The organism is Lentilactobacillus fungorum (assembly GCF_016860605.1).
GTDB classification, from domain to species: Bacteria; Bacillota; Bacilli; order Lactobacillales; family Lactobacillaceae; genus Lentilactobacillus; species Lentilactobacillus fungorum.
In genome coordinates this window covers 165,461-177,978 of record NZ_BNJR01000007.1, presented here as the reverse complement: position 1 = coordinate 177,978, position 12,518 = coordinate 165,461, and the positions used below count along the sequence as shown (strand labels likewise).

The following is a 12,518-nucleotide window of genomic DNA, read 5'->3' as shown; positions in this document are numbered from 1 at the left end:
CGCCTATTTGACAGCTTCTAGTCGCGTTGCCCATCACTTAATACAGAAAGGTGAATTTGTTGAAAAAAGCAATCTTTATCGGCGCAATTGGGTGCGGTAAAACCACCTTAATTCAACGATTAGATAAATTAAAACTCACGTACAATAAAACACAAACACTTGAATTTTATTCCAATATCATCGATACGCCCGGCGAATATGTCGAGCACCGAGCGATGTACTCAAATCTCATGACATCGGCAATTGACGCCGATGTCGTTGTACTGATGCAAAGCGCGACCGATCCGCGAGTTGTATTGCCAACCGGCTTTAGCACGATGTTCACTAAGCCAACGGTAGGCATCGTGACTAAGATCGATGTTGCGACACCAAAACAGATCAATCTCGTAAACGACCGGCTTAAAGATGCTGGCGCAAGTCAAGTGTTCCAAGTATCGGCGGTAACTGGCAAAAACGTTGCCAAATTTACAAAGTACTTGCAGTCATAACGATATTAAAAGGCGTTGGATCCAAACTTCTGGATTCAACGCCTTTTAATATCGTTATGTTTTTTATTCAAGATATATATCTTTCAATCTTTCGCAATCCGCATCAGTCAATCCTACAACATCTTTCAAGTATGCTTGGATTCCGCCAAACTCATAATTAATAATTGTCATCGCCTGATCAAAGTAATCAATCGACACTGATGAAAGATCCCTCAGTGAAGCAATGAATGAGCGGTTCATATGCGCTTTTTTTGCTAGTTCGATCCGATGATTAATCCGGGGAACTGAAAACTTATTCGTTAATAAATAGTCCCTTCGAATGATTTCCGGATTAACGCCTAAAACGCTGAGCAGTAAAACCGTCATCATCCCCGTTCGGTCTTTGCCCGCTGAGCAATGAAATAAAACGGTTTCATTTGTTCCATACTGTTCGAGATAGGAGAAAAATTGACGATAAGCTTTTTGTGGCTGCTCGTTGACCACTAATCGCCGATAAGCATACAGCATTCGCAAATACCCGCTGCGAGGATTACTAGAATAAGCTTTTTGGAGTCGCTGAGTCGTCGTCCGGCTTTCGGTCTCGTCATCATTAAATAATGGTAGTGCCATTAATTTAATCTGGTCAGGAACCTGATCAGGATATTTCTGACGTTCGGCATTTGACCGTAGATCCACGGCAACGGTTATGCCATAGTCGACTAACGTTTGCTGATCGACAACTGATAGTTCCGACAGATCGCCACCCCGAATTAACTTGTGCCACTTAATTTTCCGGCCGTCAACAGTTGGATAGCCACCGAGGTCCCGAATATTAACGCTATGAGAAACTTCGATATGTCGATTAGCTACTGCCATTTCCAGCCCTCCAAAAATTATTTCGGCCAAATATTACTATAAGGAACGCCGCCGGTAATCGGTGCCCCTTGATGTGGGTTACCGGTCGCCAATTCATCTGGCCAATATGGGTCGACAAATAATTTACTACCAACCGCGATTAGATCTGCATGAGCATCTTCCAAGCTCGCTTTTGAATTAATTGCGCCAGCAACCATAATGGGCAACTGATTTCCCACTGCCTGCCTAAAGATATCAGGAATTGAAAAGCCTTGCAGTTTATCGCTAGTCAACGGTAATTGATTGTATTGATGCAATGACAGGCTCAAATAGTCAATGCCGATTTCCTTTAAGACGATCGCCAACATCAGGTTATCTTTAATTTTCAGACCACCAGCTTCAACTTCCTCTGGTGATAATCGATAGCCGACAATAAATGGTTTGGTTGCGAGTTGTTTGACAACCGCCTTAACTTGGTTCACCAAGAAAATTGGAAATTTCATTCGTTTGGTTAATGATCCCCCAAAAGCATCTTCCCGCTGGTTAGAAAGCGGCGACATGAATTGTTGAATCAAAAACGTATTTGCGCCATGCAATTCAATCCCGTCAAAACCAGCTGCAATTGCACGCCGAGTGGCAGCCGCAAATTCATCAATAATCTCACTGATTTCTGCTTCAGTAAGCTCGTTTGGCTGATCAACGTGACCATGCGTTGCTTTAATAGCGCTTGGCGCCACCACTCGATGGCCTTGGGTAATATGCCTGTTAGTCATTCGTCCAGCATGCACCAGCTGGAGAATTGCTTTACTGCCACTCTGGTGAATTACATTAGCCAACTGAGCCAATCCCGGCACTCTCTTGTCATCCGCCGCACTTATCGACCCATAATCGGTATTACCAGCAGGAGAAACATAGGCAGAACCGACAACATCCATCCCAACTTTTTGCGCATGTTGCTGGTGAAAGACGATATCATTAAGACTTACACTGCCATCAAATAAGGACGATTGGATATTTAACGGGGCAAGAACAAGCCGATTATTCAATTTAAAATCTTTCTTGATCTGGTAATCAGTCAAAATTTGTTGTAATTGCATCACACTGTTCTCCACCTTTACGTTCTCGTGATTTTCGGAATATCAAAATCTAACAAATCGTGAAGCTTTTCAACCACTGCTTTGAGTGCTGATTCTACTTCTGAAACTTCGCCGATTATGACCACTGAACCACTAAATCGATCAATAAACCCCAAGGTTACATTACTTGACTTAGTGGCAATATCACCCGCAATAATTGACGCTTCACTTGGTGTAATTGTTAAAATTCCAATTGCATTCTTATGCGCTTGCAGCCCAAGCTTTTCATAGATATCAGATGTCGGGTTGGCAACAATGTGAGCCAGCGTTACCTGCTTACCAGGTACATATTCTTGAATGCTTCGTTCAATATCTCTAGCCACTTTTACCACCCCATCCTTTTGATCATCAATTCAACCGATGACTTTTGCCGTTTCACGAGCAATAATTAGTTCCTCATCGGTCGGAATGACAACCACTTTCACTTTGCTATCTGCTGTTTGAATTTCAATGTCATTTGCCTCATTTTTGGCGTCATCAATCTTAATGCCTAAATAGGCAAGCCCTTGACAAACTCGAGCCCGAATTGGGGCGGAATGCTCCCCCACGCCAGCGGTAAAGGACAAAACCTTCAGGCCACCAAGATCCGTTGTATAGGCACCAATAAACTCTTGAATTTGATGGACATAAACGTCCAAAGCCAACTTGGCCCGTTGGTTACCTTCAGATTCTGCTTTCAAAACGTCTCGAATATCATTTGAAACGCCTGAAATTCCTAAAACCCCAGACTCATGATTCAGCATATCTCTGACGTCCTCTGAATTCAGATGTTCTTTTTCCTCAAGAAATGGGAGGATTTCTGGGTCAATATCGCCAGAACGGGTTCCCATTACTAGACCAGCTAATGGTGTGAAGCCCATGGACGTATTAACGGATTTGCCATCCTTAATTGCACAGATACTGGCACCATTTCCTAAGTGACAAGAGATAAGCTTGTCCGCCGTTTGTTCGCCAAATCGTTCCCGCACCACGCTATAAATATACTGGTGTGATTGCCCATGAAAGCCATAACGGCGAATCCCATACTTTTCAATATAGCGATAGGGTAGCGCATAAGTGTATGCCTTAGGTGGCATTGTGCTATGAAACGACGTATCGAACACCGCGACTTCTCTAGCTTCCGGAAGCAATTTTTCAAAAGCCTGGATTCCTAGTAGGTTAGCCGGATTGTGCAAAGGAGAAAGCACTGACAATTCAGAAATTCGTTTGGCAACGTCATCGTTGATTTCAACGGACTGGGTGTAATAACTGCCACCGTGAGAAACTCGATGACCGACGCCAACAATTTCTGATTTATCCTTGATGACGCCACTCTCATTCAACGCTTTGATAACTAGTTCAGTTGCAGCTGTATGATCACTAACGGCTTCAGTCGTCTTGTGTTTGTCTCCACTTGTCGTTTGATAAGTAAACACGGCATCTTGGTGGCCGATTCGATCAACCATTCCGTGAATCATGACCTGTTCATCCGGCATTAAATACAGCTTAAACTTCAACGATGAGCTACCTGCGTTGATTGCAAGAATCTTCTCTATCATACTGTGCTTCCTCTCTGTCTATAATTTAATTACTTAATGACCTTATGATAAATTGCTCGTAAGTCGTCATCAGTTGGTACGACAGGATTTCCTGGGAAAGTACCGTCCTTTTTAGCATCCGCGACAACAATGTCAGTCTTCTTTTCAGCATCAGCAGGGTCAACGCCAAATGCCCGTAATGTTTGTGGGCAATCCATTTGAACCATCATTTGACGAATCTTAGCCGCAATTCGTTGAACGGCAATTCGATCACTCATTCCCTGTGATACTAAACCAGCTTTCTTAATAGCTGCACCGTATTTGTGCAAAGCAGTTTCCGAATGACTGGCATTGTATTCAACAACGTGTGGCAAAAGCATTGCACAAGCTAATCCATGAGGAACATGGAAGTTAGCTCCCAATTGATGGGCTAGTGAGTGGGCAATTCCTAGACCGGCGTTGTTAAACGCGATTCCGGCTGCACACGATGCTTCGTGAACAACTTTGCGGGCCGCTTCATTATCACCATGCTTGTAACATTCAACTAAGCAGTGGGTAATCACATCAATTCCCTTTTCAGCCAAAGCATCTGTAATGGTATTGGCATCACGAGAAACCAGTGATTCAAGCGAGTGGGTTAAAACATCCAGCCCGGAGAATGCGGTGACACTCTTTGGTGCAGTCATTACCAGCTCGGGATCCAGTAACGCAATATCTGGGGTTAAATAATCCTTCATAATTGGCATTTTGGTATGATTCTTCGTATCTGAAACAACACTTGTATTGGTGACTTCTGAACCAGTACCACTGGTCGTCGGAATGGCAACGAAGCTTTCAATCTTGCAATGATAAACTTTTTCACCAAAGAACCGGATGGCTTTACCGGTATCAATGGCAGAGCCACCACCAATCCCAACAATGATGTTTGGTTTAACTTTACCAAACTGTTCAACGCCTTCCATAATATTATCCAAAGGTGGATCAGGTTTAACGTCTGAGAAAATCGACACGTCATTGTTACCGTCAACTTCACCTTTAATTTTGTCCAACGTTGGTGTATTAGGTAAAAAGGCATCGCAAACCATCAAAATTTTCTTGCCCTTTAGGTTCTGTAACCAGTCTAAGCTATCATTACCCGAAAATATTTTAGTTGGAATCCGAATTTCTTCCATCTTGTATTAGACCTCCCATGAACGTAATGAGAATCCTTCTGGGCAATTGAAGCGACGACGACGGGTAAATGTCTTAGCAGTTGTTGTTCCTTCACCAGTTGGAGTAGCAATTGTTAATGCAGCATCTCCGCTCCAGTAACCATTATCACCAACGCCCGTTGCAGCAAAGGTTGGGCCATTAGCAACAAAAATTGAAGTATTCATCCGATGTGCAGCTTTATTGATATGAGGAATGTTTTCTGAGTGAATTGAAGCAGTATGATGGTTGCCACCTTCAACTTCAACCGCTGTCTTCAAAACATCTTCAAACGTTGGGCAGGAAACAATCGGCAATAATGGCATTAACATTTCTGTTGTTACTAATGGGTGATCTTTCTTAGCTTCAAAGATTACAACCGTTGGATGACCCGTGTATGAAACACCAGCTTCATCTAAAATAAAGGTTGCATCTTTACCAACAAATTTACGATCTGGGGTACCATTTTCTTGGATAGTCATATGAGCAATTTCATCAATCTTATCCTGATCCTTCAATAAGAAGGCACCATCCTGCTGCATTTTTTCAATCAATTGATCCTTAACGTCGTCTTGAACAACAACTTCCTTTTCAGCAGTACATAAAATATTGTTATCAAAGCCACAAGAAGTGACAATATCATGGGCAGCTAAATCAATATTGGCTGTATCGTCAACCATTGCAGGTGGGTTACCAGCACCAGCACCAACAGCTTTTTTACCACTAATCAATGCCTGATGAACAACAGCTGGACCGCCAGTTACGGCAAGCATTGCAATATCTGGATGATGCATCATCTGTTGAACCGATTCGATTGAAGGGGTTGCTAGTGAGACCACTAAGTTACGAAGTCCAGTAGCCTTGTATACAAATTCATTCAGATGCTCAATCATCCAACGAGTAATATTTTTAGCACCCGGATGAGCACCAAAGAATAAGGCGTTGCCGCCAGCCAACATCATGATGGAATTGTTAATAACCGTTTCACCAGGGTTCGTGCTTGGGCCAACTCCACCAATAACACCAAATGGCGTGTATTCGTACATCACCATGCCGCCATCACCGGTCTCAACATCTGGCTTCAAACTATCGGGACCAGCAGTGTTATACAAAGCATTCTTCAACTTTGTTTCCTTTGCTTCAACAGTTCCCATACCGGTTTCATCACGCGTAGCTTGGGCAATGTAATGGATCTTTGGTCCAAAACCATCTTGAATCGCTTTGATCACTTTCTTACGAAATGCCATTGGCTTATCGGCATAAATTTCTTGGGCTTGTTTAGCAGCTGCAATTGCTTCATCAACAGTTTCAAAGATCCCGTTCCCAAGTCCTGTCGGTTGGGCTGCATTATTATCAGCACCAGATTGTGATTGACCGCTTAATTCTTCTTTGAGAATTCTTCTGATTGCTTCTTCAATATTCTGTTCTTGCATATCTCACATACGCTCCTTAGAAAATTCTTGAACGGCTGCTTCACAAATGGCTTGATCTTCTTCGATTAAGCCACCGCTGCAACCAATAGCACCAATTATCTGTCCATTTTCGATTAATGGGATACCACCTGGAAATGAGACAAGCTTCCCATCAAGCATCGTTTCCATCTGGTAGAGCGGGCCACCAGGTTGAATATCTTTACTAATATCCTTGGTTGGTTCTTTCATCGCAATAGCAGACCATGCTTTTTTTGGTGCTAATGTTGAACTCACTAAGTTTGCATTCGGCATATGGTACAACATTTGTACCGTTGTTGTAATGTCCATAATACAAATTGTGACCCCAACGTGTAATTCGTCTGCCTTAGCAACGGCTGCGTCAATTACTTTTTCCATTTTATGTCGGTCAAACACATTGGTTGTGCTTGGCGCATCTGATTCTTTAGCTAAAACTTCTTTTACGATTTGGTTAATTTGTTCTTTATCCATGGTCATTTAACCTTCCTATCGCTTTATAGTACCGTTGAACAACCTCTCCGATAACCTTTTCAAGATAATCCTCATGGTCTTCTGAACGTGCCATGATGTAGAGAAAGTCTGAAAGTCGATTGACGTATCTTTCAATTTCTGGTCTCACAGGGTTTACCTTCATAAACGATACCAGTTGTCGTTCGGCTCTTCGACATACCGTGCGGCAGACATGAAGTTGAGCGCCGGCAAGACTTGAGCCTGGCAAAATAAAACTGGTAACTTTCGGTAATTGAGCTGTATAGTTGTCAATTATCGATTCAAGATAGTGAACGTCGTCATCCGTTATGATTCTGCTTTGGGAGCGGAATTTTTCAGCATCTTGAGTCGCAATCTCTCCTTGAAGAAAGAACATCCGATACTCAACCCGCTGCAAAATTTCCTTATTTCGCTTACTAATACAGAATTTATCAGCGAGTGAAATATTAGCGTTTAGTTCGTCGAAAGTACCATAAGTTGATACCCGCAACGAATCTTTTGACACCCGCTCACCATCAAAAAGGCTTGTCTTTCCTTTATCGCCGCCCTTTGTGTAAATGGCCATTTAAAATCCCTTCTTTATCATTTATCAAATCGATCAATAATCCCGACAATTGAACAATCGTTGACATCGTTTTGAACTTGACTGACCGTTGCTCTTCGGGCACCAGCACCACGTACCAATAATACATATTCGCCAATCCCCGCACCAACTGTGTCAGCAGCGACTTCTTCAGACCGTGTTGGGTGGCCTTCAGAATCTACTGGCTGAACAATCATGAGCTTTCGGCCGATCAATGAACGATCTTTTTGGGTTGCAACAACGCTTCCCATTACTCGTGCCATATACAATTTTCATCAGTCCTCATCTTTATTATCATTTGCTTAAGCTGACTAATTTGCTCAGCCTCACTTGTCAGTTTTTGATTTGGGGTTACAACTACAATTGAATTATCCGGCAGCGTAGCAAGATCTAAACGACTGATTGCCTTTTGATAAAATGCTTTGACAACCCGTTTTTGATCAACAACAAATGAAACGGGCCAATCTAACAACATCTTTTTCGGAATAAAGTTGACCATTGATGAACTAATCTGAAAAGTAAAGTCTACTTGGAAACTTATTCCCTGTAATATCCACTTTGTCCAAGGATCATCCAAATTAAGCCGGTAAACGTTCGCTAATAATGGAATCGTGACATTATCAATCGTGACGTTGGCATAATCGGTATAAATTCCGTTGTTAGGGACAGATCCTTCACTGGAATAATCAACTTCGTAAGATTGGTGTTCGCGCTGCCTGATTTTAGCCAGTACTTGCTCAACAATATGATCCATTTTGGCCACCAACCTTCATTGTTTGTTCAAAACCTTAATTTTCCTTTGGGAGAACAATATGACCAACCGTGTCATCCCGAACATTAGCCGCACTGGCTTCGTCCGTATCTAGGTGCATTTCCAGGACAAAATCTTTTCGTGGTCGGCAAACAACGTCATCATAAGTTGTTCGACGGTCCTGAGATTCAATTTGAACGGAAACAATATCTCCCATTTTTACGCCGAATCGTTTAGCATCTTCCAAACTCATATGAATGTGCCGTTTGGCTACAATCACACCTTGAATGGTGATTTCAGCATCTTTTGTTCGAACTTTAACCGAAGGCGTCCCATCAAGATGACCTGACAAACGAATTGGGGCATCAATTCCCAGACCAAAACATTCTGAACGTGCAATTTCAACTTGTGAATGTGACCGTACCGGTCCAAGAACCCGGACGTGCTCAATGGTTCCTGTTGGGCCGATAATGTCGGCCGTTTGTTCAGTCGCAAATTCGCCTGGCTGCTTTAGTTGCTTTTTAATCTTCATTTGTTGACCAGGGAAAAGCTTATCAAAATCCGCTTGGCTTAAATGAATATGATGATTTGAAACACCGATTGGTACTCGATATGGGTCGTTTTGTTCACTAATCACTTGCCGGATTAGTTGTCGAATTTTATCTTCAGTAATTTCCATAAATTGCTAACCGTCCTTATATTGAATTTGAATTACTTTTTGTCAATATTTGGCAAGATCCCTTCAACTTCTGAGTGTGGACGAGGAATTACAAACGAGGTTAAAACTTCACCAACGTTTTCTGCGGCAGAAACCCCAGCATCAACGGCAGCTTTAACGGCACCAACATCGCCACGAACCATGACAGTTACTAATCCACTACCAATCTTTTCTTGACCAATCAAGACAACGTTAGCTGCTTTAACCATTGCATCGGCAGCTTCAATTGAGCCAACTAATCCTTTTGTTTCAATCATTCCAAGTGCGTTATTCATAATAAATTCCTCCATTTTTTAGTGAGCGGAGCAAAGCGGTTAACAACCGGGGTTTAAGTCTTCGCTGAGAAAAATTCCCAATTCTGGCATTTTTCTCAGCGGTACTTACGCACAGATTGTTGCTTTGCGGAGCTGTCTTTTATTGCCAATCTACAATCAGCTATTAAACTGACCAGTTGCGTGGCATCGTTTTTGTTTATTATTTCTTAGTCTGTTTTCTTGTTGTTCGCCTTGCAGTCGAACGCTTAGACCGGCTAACTTGACTAGCAGCCTTACTTGGTGCTTTGGAAGCACTTGACTTAGTCGTTGCTGCTTTGGTCGTAGTCGCCTTTGTGGTTGAGTTTTCAGTCGGCTTTGGAGCGGCTTTTTCAGCTGGTTTGGCAGCTGATTTAGCTTCGTCTTTTTTAGACGTTGCGCTCGTGCTGGTCGATTGACTACCACTTGGCTTGGCACCCGAGCCACCGTTGCCACTGTCTTTTGGCCCGTTAGGTTTTGGCCCACTAGCAGCACCGCCACCATCTGGACCATCATCGTCTGGGCCGTCGTCATCTGAATCATCGTATTCAGTTGCGGCATCAAACTTGCTCTTAATGGCATCGTTTTTGCCCAACTCGCTGATCCCAGGGGCTGGGTTAGCGATTACCATTGAACCGGCAACTCGATCACCCATCTCACCTTTCCCAGCATCAATTGCGGCTTCGACGGCGGCAACATCACCGGTTACTGAGACGGTAATCCAACCATTTCCTTTTGTATTCTCAAGAAACTTCAATTGAACTTGAGCAGTTTTAAGCATTCTATCAGCAGCAACGATCGCACCAGACAGACCCTCGACTTCAAGATATCCAATTGATTCCATAAATCACTCACCTGTCCTGTCTTTATTTCTTAAATGGCACTCCTTTGACCAATCTTGCAGCGTTGGCCCCAACCTTTCGAATGTTCGTTGGGTTGTCGATAGGAACCACAAAAAGTGGCTCATTTGGTTTTAAATTTTTGTAATGAACCACAATTTGTTGATCGTCAAACGAGATGCCAACCGATAACCGTGAGGCCACTGCCGCTTGATAAGCTCTGGCCACTGCCGAATTCGCATCTTCTACTTGCATGGTTTGAAAGGGAATTTGTTCTTCTTCAATTCCATGCAGCATTGGCTTTAACTCGTCAGGGACCTTGTTATTCAATTGATTGGGCAAAGCTATGAAAATTGCAGGTCTATCGTTATCGATTGCCATGCGTTATCCTCTTTTCTCGTTTGCATATGAAAGAATTAGTCCGGTTGCAACGGCATTACGTGGTCCTTCAACACCTCGAACATTTCCTCGACCAGCAACCAAGTTGTAATGCGATAAAGCATCAGTTACCAACTGGGGAATTTCAAAATCCAAAGCAGAGCCGCCAACTAAGACAACGAATGGAATATCGCGAATATTGCCTGTTGGGCTAACGTGTTTCAAAGCTCTAATCGCATTTGTCACGAAAACTCGCCTCTTCGCAGTTTGTCGGACTAATTTCACTTTTTCAATGCCAAGATTACCTGGAAGCGGTTCATAGCCATTGGGCTTAATCGCAACCACTCTTGCAAACAAGTTAGCTGGTAGTGGCTTCTCAAAGAATTGAACCGAACCATCTTCATGTCGCAACTGGAAAAGATTTTCAACTTTTGCAAGCGGATATCGTTTAATATCTTCTGCAAGGTAGAGATCATCTAAGCCAAGCTCAGAGTTGATGATCATTGAAACCATGTCTCCGGCACCGGCTAAATGAATGGCCACCTTCTTATCTTCCCTGTTGATAATTGAGGCGTCCGTTGAGCCAGCCCCTAAATCTAAAATCGCCATTGGCTTGTTAGTTCCTGGAGTTGTCAAAGCACCTAAGATAGCTGCTTCGGCTTCAGCACCACCAATTTCCACTGGGACATGCAGTTCATCTTCAATCAAGTTGGCAATGATTTGCATTTGCAAGTGATCTGATTTAACCATTGCCGCAATTCCCACTGCTTGCTCCATTGAAAATTCACCTGCAAGACCACCAGTTACTTTGACCGGAACGGATGTATTAACCGCTAATAAATCCTGAATCGCAATATCCTTGTTCTGCTTGTCAGTTAAACTTGCCATTGTCTGGCGAACCTTTTCAAGCATTCCGCCAACATTGGTACCTGATTTGCCCGTAATATCATCGATCGAATCAAACTCATTGACCGTCTTCATGATTGCTTCGGCACCGGCGGCAACGTCAACCTGTGCTTTTCCCTTATTGCCTTGAATATAAATTGTTCCGGCAGGGATCACACGCGCCTTAACATCTCCCTTAGGTGTCTTGATAACAACCGCAGAACGGTTCCCAATTAATGCTCGAGCAACCGGCACGATATTTTTGGTTTCGTCTGAAGACAATCCAAACAAAGTTGCAATTCCATACGGATTAGATAACTGAGAAATCACTCGGCCTTGCGGAGCCACTTCAACAGCCGCTAGCATATTAATCGGCACTTTATCAATGCCAGCCACCTCATCAACAATCGGGATTTTATGTTTCAACCGGTTATCAACCAAAACGCCATCATCACTTTGCATAATTGCAGCAGTGATATGAAAACCCGATTCAACATAAGCATCAATCAATTTAGCTGCATCAGCAAAATCAACTTCCTTTGGAATCAAGACAATGTAATTACGAGAATGATCACTTTGATGAAGAAGGTCAACTAGTCCGACCGTGTAGCCAGTGCCTGTACCAACACCGCCTGGAGTTCCTGGATTATGACCGATCATAGTTGATTCAGTAATAATCGTTTCGGTAATTGTTTCCATCGCAACATCACCAATGACAGGCGTTGCTTCATTGATCCGGATTAAATCAACTGACGACAGGTCGGTGTGGGTAGATTGTAAGACAGAATTAATTGAATCCTTAACCCCAATCAAGTTTTGCTTGGTTCCTTTGATTCCAGTTGTTGCTGCAATTCCTGATCCCAGGAACTTCACTTCACCATTATCAAAGACGTCAGCTAAAGCGACCTCGGTTGAGGAATTACCAATATCAACACCAATCACACGTGTCATGTTAAAACCCCTAACTAGCT

The 12,518-nt window shown here is 43.0% G+C and carries 16 protein-coding genes; 1 reads left to right on the top strand and 15 read right to left on the bottom strand.

Features of this window, described 5'->3' with window-relative positions; all coding sequences use genetic code 11:
• Nucleotides 1-59: 59 nt before the first annotated feature.
• Nucleotides 60-488, top strand: a complete 429-nt coding sequence (locus tag YK48G_RS03805) for a EutP/PduV family microcompartment system protein (protein ID WP_203629379.1) — start codon at nt 60-62, stop codon at nt 486-488.
• A 63-nt stretch (nt 489-551) separates the two neighbouring features.
• Here the strand turns inward: YK48G_RS03805 and YK48G_RS03800 are convergent, their stop codons facing one another.
• The 15 genes from YK48G_RS03800 to YK48G_RS03730 all read right to left on the bottom strand — a co-directional run bounded on the left by YK48G_RS03800 (nt 552) and on the right by YK48G_RS03730 (nt 12,498).
• Nucleotides 552-1,343: a tyrosine-protein phosphatase gene (locus YK48G_RS03800; RefSeq protein ID WP_203629378.1), complete on the bottom strand. Its 792-nt coding sequence runs from the start codon at nt 1,341-1,343 to the stop codon at nt 552-554.
• A 17-nt stretch (nt 1,344-1,360) separates the two neighbouring features.
• Entirely contained in the window at nt 1,361-2,419 is a 1,059-nt protein-coding gene (locus YK48G_RS03795) for an oxidoreductase (protein ID WP_203629377.1), read from the bottom strand.
• Nucleotides 2,420-2,436: 17 nt separating this feature from the next.
• Nucleotides 2,437-2,781 carry a BMC domain-containing protein gene (locus YK48G_RS03790; RefSeq protein ID WP_203629376.1) on the bottom strand — a complete coding sequence of 115 codons (345 nt, stop codon included), beginning with the start codon at nt 2,779-2,781 and terminating at the stop codon, nt 2,437-2,439.
• A gap of 30 nt (nt 2,782-2,811) precedes the next feature.
• Nucleotides 2,812-3,996 carry an acetate/propionate family kinase gene (locus YK48G_RS03785; protein ID WP_203629375.1) on the bottom strand — a complete coding sequence of 395 codons (1,185 nt, stop codon included), beginning with the start codon at nt 3,994-3,996 and terminating at the stop codon, nt 2,812-2,814.
• Nucleotides 3,997-4,025: 29 nt separating this feature from the next.
• Nucleotides 4,026-5,147, bottom strand: a complete 1,122-nt coding sequence (locus YK48G_RS03780) for a 1-propanol dehydrogenase PduQ (protein ID WP_203629374.1) — start codon at nt 5,145-5,147, stop codon at nt 4,026-4,028.
• Nucleotides 5,148-5,153: 6 nt separating this feature from the next.
• The gene (locus YK48G_RS03775) at nt 5,154-6,596 is read right to left on the bottom strand and encodes an aldehyde dehydrogenase family protein (protein ID WP_203629373.1); all 1,443 of its coding nucleotides are present in this window, start codon (nt 6,594-6,596) and stop codon (nt 5,154-5,156) included.
• Between the two features lie 3 nt (nt 6,597-6,599).
• Entirely contained in the window at nt 6,600-7,085 is a 486-nt protein-coding gene (locus YK48G_RS03770) for a GlcG/HbpS family heme-binding protein (RefSeq protein WP_203629372.1), read from the bottom strand.
• Entirely contained in the window at nt 7,078-7,668 is a 591-nt protein-coding gene (locus YK48G_RS03765; protein WP_203629371.1) for a cob(I)yrinic acid a,c-diamide adenosyltransferase, read from the bottom strand. Before YK48G_RS03765 ends, YK48G_RS03770 begins: the two co-directional genes overlap by 8 nt.
• 17 nt (nt 7,669-7,685) lie before the next feature.
• Nucleotides 7,686-7,955, bottom strand: a complete 270-nt coding sequence (locus YK48G_RS03760) for a EutN/CcmL family microcompartment protein (RefSeq protein ID WP_203629370.1) — start codon at nt 7,953-7,955, stop codon at nt 7,686-7,688.
• Entirely contained in the window at nt 7,937-8,440 is a 504-nt protein-coding gene (pduM, locus tag YK48G_RS03755; RefSeq protein WP_203629369.1) for a PduM family microcompartment protein, read from the bottom strand. Before pduM ends, YK48G_RS03760 begins: the two co-directional genes overlap by 19 nt.
• Nucleotides 8,441-8,474: 34 nt before the next feature.
• Nucleotides 8,475-9,110, bottom strand: coding sequence for a phosphate propanoyltransferase (locus YK48G_RS03750; protein WP_203629452.1), 636 nt, complete (start codon nt 9,108-9,110; stop codon nt 8,475-8,477).
• 38 nt (nt 9,111-9,148) lie between these two features.
• Complete coding sequence (locus YK48G_RS03745) at nt 9,149-9,433, bottom strand: BMC domain-containing protein (protein WP_275453022.1); 285 nt, start codon at nt 9,431-9,433, stop codon at nt 9,149-9,151.
• A gap of 196 nt (nt 9,434-9,629) precedes the next feature.
• Complete coding sequence (locus YK48G_RS03740) at nt 9,630-10,289, bottom strand: BMC domain-containing protein (protein WP_203629368.1); 660 nt, start codon at nt 10,287-10,289, stop codon at nt 9,630-9,632.
• 22 nt (nt 10,290-10,311) lie between these two features.
• Nucleotides 10,312-10,665, bottom strand: a complete 354-nt coding sequence (locus tag YK48G_RS03735; protein WP_203629367.1) for a glycerol dehydratase reactivase beta/small subunit family protein — start codon at nt 10,663-10,665, stop codon at nt 10,312-10,314.
• A 3-nt stretch (nt 10,666-10,668) separates the two neighbouring features.
• Complete coding sequence (locus YK48G_RS03730; RefSeq protein WP_203629366.1) at nt 10,669-12,498, bottom strand: diol dehydratase reactivase subunit alpha; 1,830 nt, start codon at nt 12,496-12,498, stop codon at nt 10,669-10,671.
• Nucleotides 12,499-12,518: the final 20 nt, after the last annotated feature.

Bases quoted from the DNA above. Each gene is read 5' to 3' on its own strand.
- YK48G_RS03800 (WP_203629378.1), bottom strand. From the start codon at position 1,343: ATGGCAGTAGCTAATCGACATATCGAAGTTTCTCATAGCGTTAATATT.
- YK48G_RS03795 (WP_203629377.1), bottom strand. From the start codon at position 2,419: ATGCAATTACAACAAATTTTGACTGATTACCAGATCAAGAAAGATTTT.
- YK48G_RS03785 (WP_203629375.1), bottom strand. From the start codon at position 3,996: ATGATAGAGAAGATTCTTGCAATCAACGCAGGTAGCTCATCGTTGAAG.
- YK48G_RS03780 (WP_203629374.1), bottom strand. From the start codon at position 5,147: ATGGAAGAAATTCGGATTCCAACTAAAATATTTTCGGGTAATGATAGC.
- YK48G_RS03775 (WP_203629373.1), bottom strand. From the start codon at position 6,596: ATGCAAGAACAGAATATTGAAGAAGCAATCAGAAGAATTCTCAAAGAA.
- YK48G_RS03770 (WP_203629372.1), bottom strand. From the start codon at position 7,085: ATGGATAAAGAACAAATTAACCAAATCGTAAAAGAAGTTTTAGCTAAA.
- YK48G_RS03765 (WP_203629371.1), bottom strand. From the start codon at position 7,668: ATGGCCATTTACACAAAGGGCGGCGATAAAGGAAAGACAAGCCTTTTT.
- pduM (WP_203629369.1), bottom strand. From the start codon at position 8,440: ATGGATCATATTGTTGAGCAAGTACTGGCTAAAATCAGGCAGCGCGAA.
- YK48G_RS03740 (WP_203629368.1), bottom strand. From the start codon at position 10,289: ATGGAATCAATTGGATATCTTGAAGTCGAGGGTCTGTCTGGTGCGATC.
- YK48G_RS03735 (WP_203629367.1), bottom strand. From the start codon at position 10,665: ATGGCAATCGATAACGATAGACCTGCAATTTTCATAGCTTTGCCCAAT.
- YK48G_RS03730 (WP_203629366.1), bottom strand. From the start codon at position 12,498: ATGACACGTGTGATTGGTGTTGATATTGGTAATTCCTCAACCGAGGTC.